This is a genomic window from Sporosarcina sp. ACRSL (assembly GCF_022346605.1).
Lineage (GTDB): Bacteria > Bacillota > Bacilli > Bacillales_A > Planococcaceae > Sporosarcina.
Map to the genome: position 1 here is coordinate 149,777 of NZ_JAKRNT010000009.1, position 15,903 is coordinate 165,679.

Here is a 15,903-nt window from a genome sequence, read left to right on the forward strand (position 1 = left end):
AGTAATCTGCGCACTTTATCGGTGTAATTGCTCAATAAAACCGCCTGCTTTCTTTACGTTAAATTTTCGTCAACTTTGCGCTTGACTTACGCAAACACCTGCGGTATACTTAAGTTAATCAAAAAGACGGGGGAGCGGATTAAAATGAAACCAGTAAAACACGATCTAAACGCATTCACACCGGAGGAACTACGTAGCACGTACATCGAAAAGTACGCAGAAACATTCGAAAGCACGAAGGAACACGCGCTTGAAATGTTCTTATCGGAATACAACGCAGACCACGACTTCCATACGCTAGCTAACGTAGAGTACGCTATCGAAGAAATGATAAGAATTTGCGCATGAGGACGCCCTAACCGGCGTCTTTTTCTATTCCTCCGCAATCCCTTCCGCGCATACTTCGCAAATATCGCCGTAATCCGGACTATAATCGAACGCAATTCCGTCCGGAAATACTGCGCTACACTTGTCGCAAGTAACGATTTTCTCCGCCACTTCATGCCTCACCGCTTCCAAGAACGCATTACCGCCTAAATGCGCAGGGAAGTCGCCTACTGGATCGAAAGGCTCGTATCTATTTGCTTCAAAGGCCGTCCACTCTACGTTAAAATACTCCGCCGATGCATCATCGTATGGAAATAAGTGTATCGCGCTGTATTGTAGATGATCGTCGTTGGTATTCTGTACGAGCCACGCGCCTTTAGCGCCTTTGCGCGATAGAACGTCAACCTGTACGACAGACGCGTTCATGCCGCGGATTGCGAGGTTAAATAGTAGGAACGGCACAGCGCGGTCACTTAATTCCTCGGCTTGATAGAGGAACATAGACGGTACATATTCGAAGAACGGCGTAGCTCGTCTGTCTGCGTCCCATTGACGGATGGTGATTCCGCCTGTACCCGCGCAAGGCTCGTAATAAGTATCGCCCACCTCGCGCTCACCGCTGACGAGTGCTGACAGTAGCGTAGCGACGCTGTTCGGGGTAAAGTCCTGCTTCTTCTGCGCGCGATCGGCGTGTTCGTCTTGAAAATAACGATGAAACCAATCGTAGTCAACGTTGTAATCGTGTAATTCGAGTGCTTTGCGGAATAACGCTTCGCGCCGTTCTTTATCGCGCAGAATCGCCCACAACGCATCGGGCGCCTTATAGCTATCAACGACGCCAAGTAGCGCGTTCCACTCGTCTATGCCGAGATAAATCGGTTCTTTCGTCATTATTTCGCCCCATTCCGTATAATTTCTTGTTAATCCGTCAATGATGCGTTATAATAACGCTAAATAACGCAAATGACCGGAGGTTTTTATATGACCGCATCAAAAAACGCACTAGCTAACGTACTAACACCCGCAGCAATCGACGAAGCCCTCGCCGGATTTACGTTTGTCGCGTCTGACGGCGCGCCTTTTATAACGCTAGACACGCAACGCCGCTTCTACTTTAATACGTCCTTGCGCAAGATGTTCGGCTTAAAGGCGTACAGCAAAATTGCGATCGGTTACAACGCTGATACGAAGTCTATTGCGGTACTAACGAAGAACATGGACGCCGTGCCTGCGAATTTTACCTACGTACTGGACAAGCGCCATTACGCGTCTGCGCGCAAGTTTGTCGCGGAATTCCGCATCGACATTAACAAGGCGCCGCTTACCTACGTATTTGATCGTGGCACGTCCGTCGACGGCGTTTATATCTTCCGTTTAGCGAAGGACGCGCCGATTGATGCGCAGCTTATCGAGGAATAGGCGGTTTCTTATAGCCGCCAATTCTCCGCTCCCCTTTCGCAATGCCCTCGCGCAACCAGCCGAGGCTTTCCTGCCCGGTATCCGCCAAATAAACGTCAATGAGGACACGCATATCCGCTAATCTTTCGTCATCTATGCGTCCGCCGCCGTCGATAATCGAGATAGCTTCGATGATGAACGCCTTGTCTGCGCCCATGTACGGATTTGCCGCTGACTCGCGGAAGCCGGCAACGGGACTAGGCGCGCGGAACGGCTTAAACATCGCTGTCACCTACGGCTTGTCCTTCGATATGATCCGCTGCCCGCGTCAGATACCACGCCGCCTTACGCAAGTCCTCCGCAGGGCTTCCGTGCTTGTACGGTGCGCGGTCGATATACTTCGTTGTGTTGCCGACGCAATAAGCGACGAACGGATCGGCGTAGCCTTGCGTCATATGCTCGATGACTTCAATAGTTTCGAATTTACCGCGGGTGTAGTGTTGCGGATGGTTTACTGCGTCGCTTTCCAATTCGTGTACACGACGTCCGAGATTCGCGATAAGGTCGGTGACGTCCGGTTGTGGCTCTGTTACTAGCTCGAATTCATCGAAATCTCCGCTACCGATAGTCCGCAATTCACCGACGTCATCCGCAAACGAGAAGGTTTCTCGGTGATAATAATAATCGACTATACCACTTCGATGTATATCGGTTACGACGTACTCCGTTCCCTCGGTAATATCCTTCCATTCATCGTTTAATACTCGCACCTTGTCGCCAACCTTCGGCATCTCTTTTAACGCCATATTTACCGCCCCTTTCGTATTATCCGTACTTCCACCGACTGCCACTACATCGTCACTCTAAATTAGTATTTATATAAGCATCCACACCGTATAAATCTAACGCCCAAAAATTGTACATACGAGCGGCGTCATGCTTGTCTGTGAAATAGCCTAAGTGGAATTGCTTACCGTCCTTCGCGATACTTGCCGAGTATTTCTTAGCGAACTTGTTGTAACTCACGCCCTTTAGACCTGTTGATCCATATGCCGGCTTATTTTGCTCATTGTGAGAATTATTTGTTACCCGTAAATTTGATAACCTATTGTCGAACGTGTTTCTATTTATATGATCTACTACCTTATCGTCAGGTGCGTTAGTGATGTGTCTATGCAAGTAAGTTCGTATAGGTTTTCCGTCCACCCAAGTACTTTTAACCGCGTATCCTTCTGTCCTACCGCGCCTAGTTCTATAACTTATAAACCAAGTGAACATAGATAATTCTTCAACTAAGTCATCATCGACAATAATTATCTCCCCGTTATTGGTCACTATCTCTCCCACCTAATTACCTCCTCTTCGTATCATCCGTATTTCCACCGACTGCCTGCCGAACTCTAGCGCCTCTGCATTCGTTTCATGCGCCACGTCGATAATGGCGCCGTTGATCCGCCCGCCCGTGTCGGAAGCTATCGCCTCAAACGACGTGCCATCCGAAAGGGTAACGCGCACAATCGAGCCGAGTGGTATCCTTCGCGGATCAGTCGCAATTACGCGATAACCGTCGCTGTAAATTGATTTGCGCAGGTCGTGACCCGTCCGTGTAATGCCCGTACAGCCTTCGCAATAAGCGGTAAACGCGGTTGCCTCGAATGTCTGCGCCTGTCCAACGTAATTACTGTTGCGCGATACCGTTGCGGGCTTCGGCTTGGCTTGCGCCTTACTTGCGACTGCCTTCGCTATCCGGGCCTGCCTAATGCTTTCTTTCGACCTTGCCCGCGCTAACTTCGTTTCATTCGCCTGTCTACGCTCGTCTAACGTTGCTATTTCGTGCGTGTCATCGTAGACAGGCGGAATGGGCTTCGCTTCTTCGTCTTCCTCGACTTCCTTCGGATTACCGCCGAAGATTGCGCCGAGGAATAGCATGACCGCGAGTAGGATTACGCCTGCTGTGCGCTTAATATCCCGCAGTTAGACCGCCACCTTTCCGCTTAACTTCGGATGCGGATCGTAACCGCTTAATACGAAGTCTTCGAATGTTAGCGCGTCGATGTCGTCTGTCTCGCGCGTGATTTCTAGCGTAGGTAATGCGCGTGGCTTACGCTGTAATTGCGTCTTAACCTGCTCGATATGATTCGTGTAGATATGCGCATCGCCGATTGTATGAACGAACTCGCCGACGCCTAGCCCGGTTACATGCGCGATCATGTGCGTTAATAGCGCGTAGCTGGCGATGTTGAACGGCACTCCGAGGAATACGTCGCCCGACCGCTGATACAGTTGACACGATAGCTTTCCGTTAGCTACGTAGAATTGAAACGCGAAGTGGCACGGAGGTAGCGCCATTCCTCCCAAGTCTCCGACATTCCACGCGTTGACGAGCAGGCGCCGGCTGTCCGGGTTCGTGCGGATTTGTTCGATGACTTGCGCGATTTGGTCGATAGTATCTTCCGTGAGCATGTCGGAACCATCGTCAAAATAATAGTCGTACACCATTTCGGCGGGTTGCCATGAACGCCATTGTTCGCCGTAAACCGGGCCAAGTGAGCCGTCTTTACGCGTCCATTCGTCCCATATCGTTACTCCGTTATCGCGCAGGTATTTAACGTTCGTATCTCCGCGCAGGAACCACAGCAATTCGTAAGCAACCGACTTCCATGCGACGCGCTTCGTAGTTAATAGCGGAAAGCCTTTCGCCAAATCGAAGCGCATCTGATAGCCGAACGTACTAAGCGTGCCAGTTCCGGTACGATCCGTCTTAGCGACGCCATTATCGAGTATGTGCCGACATAAGTCGAGGTATTGTTGCGTCATTCAATCGTCCCCTTTTCGATAAGTTCGTTATATTCCGTAATCCACTCCGGAGGCACCTGACGCCTATCTGCGATATACCTTTCGATAGCACGCGCCAAGTCGTCCTCCCGCTTCTCGTCCCATATCATGCGTGGCATTACGCCTATTGGCGGTCTCATTTAATCGTCCTCCAAAGCGGTACTTAGCGCTTTAGCGAATCTAGTGTAGACCCTCTTCCAATTACGTTTTGCTATCGGATTGTTATAAGGTCCGACGCCTATACACGTAAGTGACGGCGATATAATAAGTCCCATGCGATGTAAAAACCGATTAGGCTTGCGCATTTACTGTCACCCCGCTTGAACCGAAGCCGTGCGACCCTCTCGCCGTATCCTCTACGTCAAACACTTCGACATCTTCGACGGAGGGCAGGCGCGTAATTACTAGCTGCGCGATGCGGTCGCCTTTGCGGATTAAGTACGACCCTAGTAAATATTCGGGATCATCGCTTATGCTTCCGTCTAGGTATCCGACATAGTAGCCGTACGTTGCGTCGTGTTCTTTTTGCGCAATATTGTCGCAAATAACACCGATTTCCCCGCCGTAGCCCTGATCGATAGTGCCGAGGGCGACGCGTAGATTTGTACGGCTAGTAACGCCCGACCGTGGACGCACTTGTGCTTCGAAGCCTACCGGTAGCTGTACGGCAATGCCCGTAGGTACGACCACAGTTGCGCCCGGCTCTACGATAACGTCCGCGCTTGCTACGAGGTCAAAGCCGGAGTCGCTTGCGTGTGCTTTCGACGGCAGTACGGCGTCCTCCGTTAAGCGTTTAAATCCGACGCGCACCGGAGGGATAACGTTACCCTGCGCACGTACCTCCGCACTCTGCGGCTTAAAGAAGTCCTCTCGTTCGCGTAAATACGCCATTTATTCGTCCTCCCCTTCGTCTTCTTCGTAATATTCCTCGCCACCGTCCGCTAGAAAGCCGATAGCTTGCGTATAAACGGCCGTATTGCCGAGCGGATTGATCGCAAGCTGTACGTCGATAGTGCCGTCGCCTAATTCGTCGATGAATGTGCGTACTTTTGCGCCCAAGCCGGCGAGTTCGTCCGCCGTGTTTACGTTTATGTCTATCGTGTAATTACGCATGTCTATCGTCCTCCCGATTTCGTCAGCACAGTTAGCGCGCCTTCTTGACGTACGATTTCGTAGCCTTGCGCGAATACTTCGTTGTAGTCCGTGACAAGTACGGTGTATTCTACGGTCGGTCCCTTACTAACTACGTCGACAATAGCGCTAGTCCCTAATACTAGCGCTACTACTGCCAGTCCTACAACTATCGCCGACCCTACGTGACGTTCGCAGATAAGCAATATTCCGTAAACTAAAGCGGCAATTAAGCTAAACGCGATAGCGGCGGACATTATTACGATTGTTATCACGTATTCTCCGCGCAATGCTGTTTCCGCGAGAATCTCCATAGTATCGCCCCCTATAGTAGTTATATCGTTTCAAAACGCTTACTGCGGACTATTCCGGCCTTTTTCGAGTTCTTTAATCGCTTCTAGCGCATTAAATGCCGCAAGCTGTATAAATGCTACGATAATTATTGCGATGTGCGGATCGTAGCCTCGGAAGATTGCGCCCAATAGTACGCACCAAAATAGCGCCATTATTACGTGGAACATTACGCGTCGCCCCTTTCTACCACGACAATTTATCGGCGTGCTGCGAAATCACACCTCTAAAATTCACGGTTAAATCGCATACCTGCGCGTAAGGTTGGTCGCGATAATGCTCCAAGTAATCCGCGAAACCGCTCTTTGACGGGTCGGCGATGTCGTTCTGACCGACGTGTCCGATCATAATGACGGTTACTGAATCGTGGCATCGCGTTAACACCTTCTTTAAGTCACCGCGCGTCATGTTTTGCGATTCATCGATAATCAGCGTACAGTTTTTCAGATTCGTACCGCGCATAAATACGTGGGACTTCGCCGTTACCCACGCGCCGGCGTTCATAAAGTCCGGGTTACTGTCGCGGTGAATCGCAAGACGAGGGTCTTCGCGTATTTCCGTCAGCGCGTCGATAAGAGGGACGATATACTTCGATTCCTTTTCCTCGACGTCGCCCGGCGTAAAGCCTAGCGCATCTTCCTCGACGGGCGCGAACGTATAATACATCGGCTTACCGAGTAGGCGCGCAACTGCGACGGCCAGCGTAGTCTTACCGGTGCCAGCCTTCGCGTTGACGATCGTTACCTTGTTATCGAAGATACTGTCGACGTAAATGCGCTGTTCCTCGGTAAGTTTCGGTGCATATCCGAATAGTAGGTTATCGCTTGGTAACGGCATTTGATCGCTCCCCTTTGCGTAATTGTGTCGCCTCCTGCGCGCGGAGTTCGCCGAGAGTCATTAAGACCGTAGGCTTGTCCGCGGCTAGGCGTTTTACAGCGAGTAATATGCGGTAGCTCATCGTATCGGACAAACTCCGCCTTCGCATCCGTCCATTCCGTCTAAGTCGCTATCCTCGCCCGTTTCATATTGCGCGAGTATCGCAGGTTCGAACGGCTTGAAGTTCGCAACCATTTCGTCGTATTGCGCTTCTGAAATCGCCTCGTATGGCGCAAGCTCGTACGTACCGCCGTCTGCTGCGAGGAATGATACGCCTACGAACTCGTCCCAACCGTCGTATACGATTTGCTCAACTTCGCCCCATTCGTCCGGCTTGACCGTAATCGTATTCGACGAATTATGCTCGGTGTAATAGCGCTGGAAGTTGAAGTACGTTCCGAATTGCTCCGCCGCGCTGACGTCATCCTTCGTTACTGTTGCGCCACTTTTGACGGGGAAGTCGATGACTAACGTTCGCGCATTTGCTAGGCGTATGTCAGGCGTTTCTCCCGGCGTGCCTACTTCGGCATGTACCGTCCAACCGTTGTCCATTACGGCTTTAGCGAGCGGATCGTTCGCGTTAATACGAATTCTGCGGATATAGTACGGCGAGTGCGAATAGTGCAGTCCGCTACTTACGCCACCCGCAACCTGCGATATCGTGCCTTCCGGCTTGACCGTCGTAACAAGCAATGGCGCAGATACGCGCATTTCCTTCGCATAGTCGTCCGCTTCACGACGCGCAACCTCGCCCAAGTGAGCGATTAACATAGCTTCGTCCGACGCGTTATAGCCGAGTAATGCCATCGCATCCTTAACGCCAGTCAGCGAAGTGCCGAGCAGGCGATCGCGTTGCTGTACGGCGTTCCAATGCGGTATTTCTAGCGTTACGAGCGTCATGCGTAAGCCTGCTCGCGCTGACATTCGCTGTGCTTCCGTGAGTGCGTCTGTATCGAGCGTATAAGCGTCACCTTCGCGCTTAACGAATTGCATGAGGTTGACCGTCGTTAAGTTACATACTCCGTAGCTGTCGAGCAGTATTTCGGCACATGGATTTAAGCCTTCCGCGTTCGGTCGTCTGCGCTTCGCTTCTTCGAGGTTAATAAAGCCCGGCTCGCCCTCCGCCTGCATGATTTCGAAGATCATCGTTAATTGTTCGCGCGTCGGCTTGCTTTCGAAAGCTACCGAGTTATTCGACATTCTGCGATGGTGTAGTGGTCTTGCTTCCGCGTCCATTGTCGGAATTGATTCGAGGAATTCCGCCTGCTCGACTAAACCGGCAGTCCGCGCAGCCTCGATAACTTTTACGTGTTGCTCGACGTTCCAAATTCCGTTGATTCCGTACTTAGCGAACATTGATTCGTAATCGTCCGCATCGAACAGGAATATTTCTGCGGTTCTTCTTACCATTATGTTCAGCGAGGTTCGCTACGCCTCACCCGCGCCGTTACGCGCAGCTATACGTTTCCGCATAGATCAGACTATATCTTCGGCATTTAGCCGCCCTCTGTTTCCGCCGCCAATCGCTTGCGACGTACTGGCTTTCGCCATAGTCGTTACAGGTTCAAACCTTACGTAGAACCGTCCCTTCGTATACGCTATTTTTGGACTTGTTTTTATAGTGAAGCACTCCACCGGTTTCGCGGATTCTAACGAATGCTATACCGAATTTCTTTTCGCAGGCCTTCGAAGTAAGCCTTTCGGAATTTCCGTCTGTGTATTCGACTTCGAAAATTACGGCGTTATGATGCTTCTCTCCGGATCGTCCATACATCGGATTATCCTTTCCGAATCGTTGCACGCCGTACATCGGGTTATCTTTTCCGAATTGGCCGCCCTTCCCTTTCCTACTCTCCGAAATTCTGCGTTTTGTATCCTCGGTATGCTGACGCCCGTAAAATCCGTTTTTCTCTCCAAAGAATTTCTTTTTAGAGAAAAGTGATACCTCGCCATTTCTCAACCTTCGATGGATCGGGTTTAGTTTCCCGGTGGAAAAACCTGTGCCGCCGTTTGTAAAGTTGCAATATGCTTGTCCTATAGCTTTCATTTCAGCGATTCTTTCGATTTCCTTTTCGCAGGCTTCTTCGTTCGTCAGACCGTCATGAACAATACGCACATTGCAATCGTATTTCTTTAATACTGCGTTGAAGTATTTGTTTCGATTGTGCGTTTCGAACATCCTCTGCCCTGTTCCCTTACCCACGTAGAAAACCTCGTCAGAATCTACTTTGTAATACTCGTATACGTAGAACATTCGATCATCCCCCTCTTGATTTGCGAAGGGACGGTGTAAGATTTGCTTCCCTCGGTATCGTCCTCGCCTTATTGCGTTAGGAGTTTCACCGATGAAAAAGGGTTTTTATTTACGTCGGAGGCATAAGGTTTACCACCGACAACAACATTATTGCCTATTAAGTTACCAATGTCTAAAATGTGTACAGGACGCACCTTAACGCGATCATTGTCGTACTGTTCCAGCGGAGCTAACGATGGGTCGATTTCATTCCGCAATACTCTCGAGATACCTTCGAACATATCGCGCAAAGGTTCATAGCCGGAAGCCGTACCGCCGAACGTATTCAGACGCGCGCCTTTTGGACGAATATAGTCGTAGAAAATGCCGATTTGTGTAACGTCTGCGTACTCATGCTCGGTTAGCAGTCGGAAATAAGTCCGCAAAGCGTCGACCCATCCTTCTTTACTGTCGCCGACGTGGATAACGCCCTTGCGTCCGCCTTTTGGCGGATCAATAACGAATAGTTGCGTATCCGGCTGCTTTACGATAGGATAACGCTGTGTAAACGGTTCGTGGATGACTTCGACGTTATTGCGGATCGGGCGCATATTAGCCGCGTATTCCTTCGTCGATTTAAAGCCGACGCCAGTTCCGACGAGTAATAAGTAGAACAAGTCGCCGAGGTCGTCCCAACTTTTAACGCTCACATACGAGCAGTTGAAGTTTGCGAGCGGATACTTGTCGGCAACTCCACCGTCAGCACCGCCAACCCATAGCGTACGCCCCGAAAGGAACTGGCGCAGATTGAACATGTTATCGAAGAATTCCTCCGCCTCTTTGCGGAACTTATCGTAATCGACCGCGTATCCGATCTTTTGCGTATGCTTAACGCCGAGTCCGACGTTGTATTCCGTCGAGCGTCTTACCGTTTCCTTCCACGTTTCGCGCCGTCCCTTTTCCGGTAAGAAGCGCGAGTATGTCCGATAGTAAACGAACTGCCCTAGCGCGTTCATATTCTCCGGGAAATCCGGGTATTGCTCGATAAATACGTCAGTTAGTAAAGTCGTCACTCAATCGTCCCCTTTGCGTCATTTTGTAAATCTTGCATTGCGTCCTCAATTTCGATCAATTCGCGTTCTAGCCGTTGTAGTACGATTTTCGCGTGGCTCCTGTCGTACATTACTTCGCCTTTCCGCTGTTCGAGCAGTCGTAACATTTCGATTCTGCGCGCCTCCGTCATTCCTTGCGGGTTTACAGCGGCCATAAGCGTAATCCCCATCGGATTAGCGCGAGGTGCGCGAAGAATCCACCGACCACTAGCGCAAGGAGGAACAACGCAACAATCGAATAACCGATAAACTCGCCAATCTTCGTCGCTTTCGACTTCATACGATCAATCCTTTCGATTTTAGGTACGCAATGCCGACCGCTACTGCGTCACTCTCGTCGTCCGTCGTAAACACGAAGTCCTCCGGCAATTTGAGTAGCGTCCGTACGCCCTTCTCGACGTCTTCCTTATCCGCGCTGCCGTTGCGCGACGCTGCCTTTTTGACAGCGCTAGGCGTAAATTCGTTGTCTTCCGATATCGCGTAGTTGTAACGGCCAAGCGCGCTGTCCACCGCTGCCCATGCGCCGAATACGAGCTGGGTTGCGCGTTTCGACCGCCCTTTCGTAAAGTGTTCGCGACATACTACGTCGAATGGCCCGTATTCATGGACGACTTGTACCGTCTTCGCTTCGATATATGCGTAGCGCTGACTGTCCGGTGTGTTACTATCCGTCTTAACGTGATCGACGTGCAGTAGTTTAACGCGCGGTCCGGCTTTCAGCGTCTTAACTTCGAGGACTGCGAATCCGGGCGACGTACTTATGTCGAGCGCGAGTATGCGAAGATTCTTTTGCGCCGTCAATATTGCGCCTCGGTGTCGTCGATTATTACTAAATGACCTAGACCGTCGCCCAAATACGCGCGCATGCCTATCTCACCGCCTATATCATCGCGTGCTACAGACAAGCAGTATTCTCGCTCATTTACGCCATCTACTCGATAATTAACCTTGCGATGCCATCCGTCATATGTCGGAAACGTAATGATCTGTCCGTCGACAGCCTCCGTCGGCTGCGGCGCTTTAAAGAATTCCGCCGGCACATCTACGCCGAGCGCACGTCCTAGCGCGATTGCCTTGCCGATGTCTGCGTTGAATACGTCGCCGGGCGCACACTTTGCGATGCCCTTTCCGTACACTTCCGGATGTTTCTGCATATTTCCGAGTCGTGCTAACGCTACTACCGTGCGCTTATCGTTATTAACTACGAATTCCACGCGCAATCTTCCGCATCTCCTGTACAACGGAATTACCGTCCGGCTCCACCCAAGTTGACCGTCAATCTCCGTTAGCAAGTACTCAACATAAGCGCGCGCCTGCTTGATTACGTCGGATCTGCGTTGATTCGGCGTCTTTACTGTCGCGCCGACTTTCGCTAATATTTGCATAGCCTTCGTCATTGAGTCCGCCGCATCTGCCAACGTCATTGCTAGCGTAGGCTTGTCCGCTTTGCCCGCTAGTTGCGCCTTAAGCGCCTTAACTTCCGCTTCGAGTTCGGTTACGCGCGCTGTGAGGTCGGGAGTGTCAGCGATGTGTCGTGTAAGGTTCTCCTCGTTCGCGTAGCCGTGAAGGAATCCTCTCCGAATTCCGTAGCGATTTAAACCGCGGGCATTAACGTTAGTTACCTCGCAGATATCTCCTACTTTGAATCCGCTCATAGCGTGGGTCGCAATCGAAACTACGCGCACCTTATCGCCTACTTTGAAATTCGCCATTATATCGCTTCCTTTCCGTTTCTAATTTCCGCAATATAGTCGACTGCTTCCGTGAACTTTCGCTTCTTCCAGTCCGGCAACGACGAGTTCTGCATCCGGATCGCCTGTGTCCGCAATTCCTCGAATTCTTCCTCCGTAATCGTGCGTGCAATCTGCGTCTTATAATCGTTAAATTGCCACGTATCGAGGTCGACTTTCGGCGCATTCCCTTCGCGCGCTGCTTTCGTTACTCGCGCAAACTTCGCTTTAACTTCGTTCCGAGCGTCCTCTCCGATTTCATAGCCGAACACGCGGAAGTCAGGCGATTTAACGCGTTCCTCGTCCGTCATATTCCACGCCTTCTTCGACGAATTCAGATATACAACGAAGAAGTAATCGAGTCCGTACATTTCGGAATAACAGACGGTTTGCAAATAATGATCCGGATTAACGTCTTTCATGCGGAATGGACCGGTTTCAGCGTACGATGTTTGACGCGACTTGATTTCGAGTCCAATGCGAATGATTTCGCCGTCCTCCGTTACGTGTTCGAGAATTCCATCGCCGAGTCCGAAGATAGCGAAGTCCTCGCCGTCGTACGTAACTTCGTGCATCTTCTTCGTAAAGTGTTCGTACATTGGAGCGCCTTCCGATGTTCGTGCGAATCGGTAGCGAGCAGGCTTTCCGGTAAACTTCGGATAGTGGCGCTCGGCAAGTAGTATTTCGCGCTGTAGCATACCGCCGATCGCTTCTCCAAGCGCCGTCCACCGTCGTTGATGTGGCGCAGGTGGTCGAGTGTCGCGCGGTGCCTTCCGTGCCTTTTCGTACAGTTCCCGCTCACTTCGCGCAGCCGAGGAAGGTCCGAAGTGTGGGCGTTTCTTTGACCAATCGAAGTAACCCCATTTCGACTGCATCCGTAAGACAGCCGCTGACTGTTCATATACCTCCGCGTCCATTGCGTCGTCGTACGGCTGTTGGTACGAATGAAACTCGTTTAGATAGTCCGTGAAATCCTGCGCTAGTTGCTGCATGTTTATCGTCAAGTTATCGACTTCCTTTCGGTTGTTGTCGTTCGTAATCCCATTCTTCCGGTGAATACTCGTCCATCCAACGCGGTTCAATTACCGTATCAGTTACGAGTGGTACGGAAAGCTCGACAGTTTGCGTCATGACTTCCTTTATTAGCGTAATTGTTTCGGGCGTTAAGTCCGCTTTCGGTACGCTAACCTTGACCTCGTCATGTATGCTGGCGTTGAACTCCCAACCGCGTTCCATGCAGATACGCGCCAACCTGTTTCCGTTCATTTTCAGAATATCCGCGCCCGTTCCTTGAATGACTGCGTTAAATGCTGCTCGCTCCCAATACGCTACTAGTCCGCGATTATCCGCCAACGGCTTAATTAATTCTTCGAGCTGATCGAGCCTAGCGTTGTCTTTCGCCGTCTTTGACTTCTTGCCGCGTGACTGCTTGCGTTCGATGTAATAGCCCATTAACTTTCGCTCGTTGCGCTTCACTTCCGCAGCTAGTTTTTTATATTCGGGGAATCTCCGTTTGCGTCCGTACAGCGTTTCGACGAAGCCGTTGCGTTTCATGCCTTCGCGAATGTCCGTTACCATTTGCGTAAACGACGGGAATTGTTCGTCGAAGTTACGGAAGAATAATTCGGCTACTTCGATACTTACGTTCATGTTCCGCGCGAATGCTTGCGGTGTCTGTCCGTATGATTTCGCCAGTACGCCCGTTTTCATAAGTCCGCGTGGGCTGAATTTACCAGTCGGATCGAGCGCTTTGTCTACGCAATATTCCTCGGCCAGTCCGAACACGCGCATAGCCATCGTTGTATAAAGGTCTACGCCGTCAATAAAGATTTGACGCATGGAATTATCGCCGTATTTCGTGTACATGATATGCGCTTGAATCCGAGGCTCAATCTGCCCGAGGTCACTTCCGATGAATATGAAGCCATCTCGCGGTACGAATGCGTTACGGACGCGCTTACCGTTTTTACTGCGTGTCGGTATATTCTGTAGATTAACGCCCTTTCCTACGCGGCTATCATCTTTAATCAGCGACTTAACCGCGTCGATATAGTTGGCGTCATTTACTGCCCCTACATAAGCGTCCTTTGAGCGACCATTGTACGAACTGGACGAATAACGCCCCGTTGACGTGCCGCCCGCTTTAAAGTTCGAATGCAACCGTCCGTCTACCTCGATCGAGCTTTCTTCGCCATGCGTGCCGAGGTATGGGCGAATGTATGTCGTTAGTAGTTTCGTATATTCCGCAACGGACGCCAACGGTTCGAGCGCAGGTTCTTCTTCGTAATACATTTCGAGTACGCCCGCCGCTGTTGAACGTTTCTTACTGCGGTCAACTAGATACGTTCGGTCTTTTATGCGTAAATGATCGTAGATTAAATACGCGAGGTGATTGCCGTTCGTAATCGAAAACTCCGTAATTTCCTGCGGTGCGTTCTCGACTGTTGCCGCCGGCATTTCCGCAAGCTCGCGTTTATAGCGCGCAAGCATATCGACCTCGTTTGCGTACATCTTCGTATGTGTTTTGTCCGTCGCTTCTAGTTCGGCAACGCGCGCCTGCTTCCGTTCTAGTTTGTCTTGCGTCGAGGATATTCGTCTTGCTTGCGTTTCCTGCCAGCGCTTGATTTTGTTAGCGTTGATCGTCCGGTCCATCTTGCGTATGAAATCCTCGTCAATTCCGTACGTTTCAAACACTCGGCGAGTAGCTTCCTCGACCTTCGGCTCAAACTCCGCTTCTAGTTCGCGCAATAAGTCGAAGTCTAATAAGAAGCCGCTACGTTCTAAAAATACGTCCGTTTCCGGCAAGTCCTTGTCAACGAGCGAATAGCATTCGAGTAATCGGTCGGTCTTGCGCATAAGTTCGAATTGCCACTCGAAAAGCGCCCATCCGTACTTAACGTCATTAATCGCATAAATGCCGACGATTTCCGTATTGAACGGCGCAGGGCTTCGATTACCGAAAAGATCATCGAACGAATAAACATCGCCTTTAATGCCGAAATGCCTGCCGTACTTTTGAATTAACGGCTTTAATCCGTAATATTCTTCGTGTTCGTTCATTAAGTGCATTGCGTCTAAGGTGTCCCATATTACGCCGCGCATCGTATAGCCGTCGTTCTCTGCGATGTGTAAGTCGTAACGCGCAGCGCCCATATGGAACGTCTTTCCTTGCTTCGGTTGCGTTAGATATGGCGTAATTGCAGCGAGGACTTTCGAACGCGACAACTGCTTGTCCCCCGCCTTGAATGCATAAGGAACGTCGAAGCCGTCAACGTGACCATAAGGCAGGTAGTAGCCTTCGTTTAGTAACGGCAGCCATATCGAAAAGCCGATCGATAGGTCGATGTATGAATCGATGCCCGTACCCTCGAAGTCGCCCGCCGTCATAGACTCAACGCCAAGCATTTCGAAACGTCCCACCCATTCCGCACGCTGACGCCTGACTTCCTCGCGCAACCGCTCAACGAACGCAGGTAACTCGCTGGCATCCGTCAGAATGTAGTAACCGTCGGGCTTATTGTCTAGCGTCTGCTTAATGCGTTCTTCGCGCAGGGCGTCCTCGCGCTTGGCCGCAACTTGACGTCCCATTTCGAGGACTTCACCCTTCGTCAGATTGCCAGTCGATAGCCTGCCGATCTTTCCTGCACTATGTGCTTCGCGCGCCAGTTCGTAGAGTTCGCGTTCTCTCTCGTTGTATTTTAGCGTGCCGATACGCGCCCAAGCCTCGTCGATAGTCTCCGTATGCGCCCGCTTAGATGCCGCAGCCTTTGCGACCTGTTCACTTACGTTCACGCCCTCCGTTGGGCTACGCAAATTCAACGTTAGTTTTACGTCTTTCAAATACGCTCACCCTCCGTTTAGTTAACGTTCATCTTCTCATAATACGCAACTACTTCGTCAAAATGCGCGT

General features: G+C 50.8%; 20 protein-coding genes and 2 pseudogenes. 2 read left to right on the forward strand and 20 right to left on the reverse strand.

Translation table 11 applies throughout. The annotated features are described in order from the left end of the window. Positions 1-144 precede the first annotated feature (144 nt). On the forward strand, positions 145-348 hold the full coding sequence (locus tag MHZ92_RS14510) for a hypothetical protein (RefSeq protein ID WP_239432431.1): 204 nt from the start codon (positions 145-147) through the stop codon (positions 346-348). Between the two features lie 24 nt (positions 349-372). Here the strand turns inward: MHZ92_RS14510 and MHZ92_RS14515 are convergent, their stop codons facing one another. After that, positions 373-1,134 (reverse strand): N-6 DNA methylase, encoded by a 762-nt coding sequence (locus MHZ92_RS14515; protein ID WP_239432432.1) that lies wholly within the window; start codon positions 1,132-1,134, stop codon positions 373-375. 174 nt (positions 1,135-1,308) lie between these two features. Between MHZ92_RS14515 and MHZ92_RS14520 the strand changes: the two genes are divergently transcribed. Then, complete coding sequence (locus tag MHZ92_RS14520; protein ID WP_239432433.1) at positions 1,309-1,746, forward strand: hypothetical protein; 438 nt, start codon at positions 1,309-1,311, stop codon at positions 1,744-1,746. On the opposite strand, the gene MHZ92_RS14525 is transcribed toward MHZ92_RS14520, so the two are convergent. From MHZ92_RS14525 to MHZ92_RS14615, 19 genes and pseudogenes are all read right to left on the reverse strand, one after another. Then, positions 1,733-2,017, reverse strand: a complete 285-nt coding sequence (locus MHZ92_RS14525) for a hypothetical protein (RefSeq protein WP_239432434.1) — start codon at positions 2,015-2,017, stop codon at positions 1,733-1,735. The two genes, MHZ92_RS14520 and MHZ92_RS14525, sit on opposite strands and share 14 nt — an antisense overlap. Next, positions 2,001-2,576 carry a DUF3310 domain-containing protein gene (locus MHZ92_RS14530; protein ID WP_239432435.1) on the reverse strand — a complete coding sequence of 192 codons (576 nt, stop codon included), beginning with the start codon at positions 2,574-2,576 and terminating at the stop codon, positions 2,001-2,003. The genes MHZ92_RS14525 and MHZ92_RS14530 overlap by 17 nt, the downstream gene beginning before the upstream one ends. A 7-nt stretch (positions 2,577-2,583) precedes the next feature. Next, a complete protein-coding gene (locus MHZ92_RS14535) occupies positions 2,584-3,072 on the reverse strand; it encodes an HNH endonuclease (protein ID WP_239432436.1) in 489 nt (162 codons plus the stop codon). Next, positions 3,073-3,654 (reverse strand): 3D domain-containing protein, encoded by a 582-nt coding sequence (locus MHZ92_RS14540; RefSeq protein ID WP_239432437.1) that lies wholly within the window; start codon positions 3,652-3,654, stop codon positions 3,073-3,075. Between the two features lie 45 nt (positions 3,655-3,699). Further along, the gene (locus tag MHZ92_RS14545; protein ID WP_239432438.1) at positions 3,700-4,542 is read right to left on the reverse strand and encodes a thymidylate synthase; all 843 of its coding nucleotides are present in this window, start codon (positions 4,540-4,542) and stop codon (positions 3,700-3,702) included. Beyond that, positions 4,539-4,700: a hypothetical protein gene (locus MHZ92_RS14550; protein ID WP_239432439.1), complete on the reverse strand. Its 162-nt coding sequence runs from the start codon at positions 4,698-4,700 to the stop codon at positions 4,539-4,541. The genes MHZ92_RS14545 and MHZ92_RS14550 overlap by 4 nt, the downstream gene beginning before the upstream one ends. 151 nt (positions 4,701-4,851) lie before the next feature. Then, positions 4,852-5,370 (reverse strand): dUTP diphosphatase, encoded by a 519-nt coding sequence (locus tag MHZ92_RS14555; RefSeq protein ID WP_239432440.1) that lies wholly within the window; start codon positions 5,368-5,370, stop codon positions 4,852-4,854. A gap of 81 nt (positions 5,371-5,451) precedes the next feature. Further along, complete coding sequence (locus MHZ92_RS14560) at positions 5,452-5,673, reverse strand: hypothetical protein (RefSeq protein ID WP_239432441.1); 222 nt, start codon at positions 5,671-5,673, stop codon at positions 5,452-5,454. A gap of 2 nt (positions 5,674-5,675) precedes the next feature. Next, positions 5,676-6,005, reverse strand: a complete 330-nt coding sequence (locus MHZ92_RS14565; protein ID WP_239432442.1) for a hypothetical protein — start codon at positions 6,003-6,005, stop codon at positions 5,676-5,678. Positions 6,006-6,044: 39 nt separating this feature from the next. Next, positions 6,045-6,212 (reverse strand): hypothetical protein, encoded by a 168-nt coding sequence (locus MHZ92_RS14570; RefSeq protein WP_239432443.1) that lies wholly within the window; start codon positions 6,210-6,212, stop codon positions 6,045-6,047. Positions 6,213-6,228: 16 nt separating this feature from the next. Continuing rightward, positions 6,229-6,879: a PhoH family protein gene (locus MHZ92_RS14575; protein WP_239432444.1), complete on the reverse strand. Its 651-nt coding sequence runs from the start codon at positions 6,877-6,879 to the stop codon at positions 6,229-6,231. 117 nt (positions 6,880-6,996) lie between these two features. Then, positions 6,997-8,325: pseudogene (locus tag MHZ92_RS14580) on the reverse strand (ribonucleoside-triphosphate reductase, adenosylcobalamin-dependent); the annotation flags it as partial. 157 nt (positions 8,326-8,482) lie between these two features. Then, positions 8,483-9,172, reverse strand: coding sequence for an NUMOD3 domain-containing DNA-binding protein (locus MHZ92_RS14585; protein WP_239432445.1), 690 nt, complete (start codon positions 9,170-9,172; stop codon positions 8,483-8,485). 131 nt (positions 9,173-9,303) lie between these two features. After that, a pseudogene (locus tag MHZ92_RS14590) lies at positions 9,304-10,167 on the reverse strand (ribonucleoside-triphosphate reductase, adenosylcobalamin-dependent); the annotation flags it as partial. Positions 10,168-10,220: 53 nt separating this feature from the next. After that, positions 10,221-10,418, reverse strand: a complete 198-nt coding sequence (locus MHZ92_RS14595) for a hypothetical protein (RefSeq protein WP_239432447.1) — start codon at positions 10,416-10,418, stop codon at positions 10,221-10,223. Positions 10,419-10,539: 121 nt separating this feature from the next. Then, a complete protein-coding gene (locus MHZ92_RS14600; protein ID WP_239432448.1) occupies positions 10,540-11,064 on the reverse strand; it encodes a crossover junction endodeoxyribonuclease RuvC in 525 nt (174 codons plus the stop codon). Beyond that, positions 11,061-11,975: a hypothetical protein gene (locus MHZ92_RS14605; protein ID WP_239432449.1), complete on the reverse strand. Its 915-nt coding sequence runs from the start codon at positions 11,973-11,975 to the stop codon at positions 11,061-11,063. The genes MHZ92_RS14600 and MHZ92_RS14605 overlap by 4 nt, the downstream gene beginning before the upstream one ends. After that, complete coding sequence (locus MHZ92_RS14610; protein ID WP_239432450.1) at positions 11,975-12,997, reverse strand: hypothetical protein; 1,023 nt, start codon at positions 12,995-12,997, stop codon at positions 11,975-11,977. Before MHZ92_RS14610 ends, MHZ92_RS14605 begins: the two co-directional genes overlap by 1 nt. 1 nt (position 12,998) lies before the next feature. After that, positions 12,999-15,833, reverse strand: a complete 2,835-nt coding sequence (locus tag MHZ92_RS14615) for a DNA polymerase (protein ID WP_239432451.1) — start codon at positions 15,831-15,833, stop codon at positions 12,999-13,001. Positions 15,834-15,903 lie beyond the last annotated feature (70 nt).

Bases quoted from the DNA above. Each gene is read 5' to 3' on its own strand.
- MHZ92_RS14510 (WP_239432431.1), top strand. From the start codon at position 145: ATGAAACCAGTAAAACACGATCTAAACGCATTCACACCGGAGGAACTA.
- MHZ92_RS14520 (WP_239432433.1), top strand. From the start codon at position 1,309: ATGACCGCATCAAAAAACGCACTAGCTAACGTACTAACACCCGCAGCA.
- MHZ92_RS14540 (WP_239432437.1), bottom strand. From the start codon at position 3,654: ATGCTATTCCTCGGCGCAATCTTCGGCGGTAATCCGAAGGAAGTCGAG.
- MHZ92_RS14545 (WP_239432438.1), bottom strand. From the start codon at position 4,542: ATGACGCAACAATACCTCGACTTATGTCGGCACATACTCGATAATGGC.
- MHZ92_RS14550 (WP_239432439.1), bottom strand. From the start codon at position 4,700: ATGAGACCGCCAATAGGCGTAATGCCACGCATGATATGGGACGAGAAG.
- MHZ92_RS14560 (WP_239432441.1), bottom strand. From the start codon at position 5,673: ATGCGTAATTACACGATAGACATAAACGTAAACACGGCGGACGAACTC.
- MHZ92_RS14565 (WP_239432442.1), bottom strand. From the start codon at position 6,005: ATGGAGATTCTCGCGGAAACAGCATTGCGCGGAGAATACGTGATAACA.
- MHZ92_RS14570 (WP_239432443.1), bottom strand. From the start codon at position 6,212: ATGTTCCACGTAATAATGGCGCTATTTTGGTGCGTACTATTGGGCGCA.
- MHZ92_RS14575 (WP_239432444.1), bottom strand. From the start codon at position 6,879: ATGCCGTTACCAAGCGATAACCTACTATTCGGATATGCACCGAAACTT.
- MHZ92_RS14585 (WP_239432445.1), bottom strand. From the start codon at position 9,172: ATGTTCTACGTATACGAGTATTACAAAGTAGATTCTGACGAGGTTTTC.
- MHZ92_RS14595 (WP_239432447.1), bottom strand. From the start codon at position 10,418: ATGGCCGCTGTAAACCCGCAAGGAATGACGGAGGCGCGCAGAATCGAA.
- MHZ92_RS14605 (WP_239432449.1), bottom strand. From the start codon at position 11,975: ATGGCGAATTTCAAAGTAGGCGATAAGGTGCGCGTAGTTTCGATTGCG.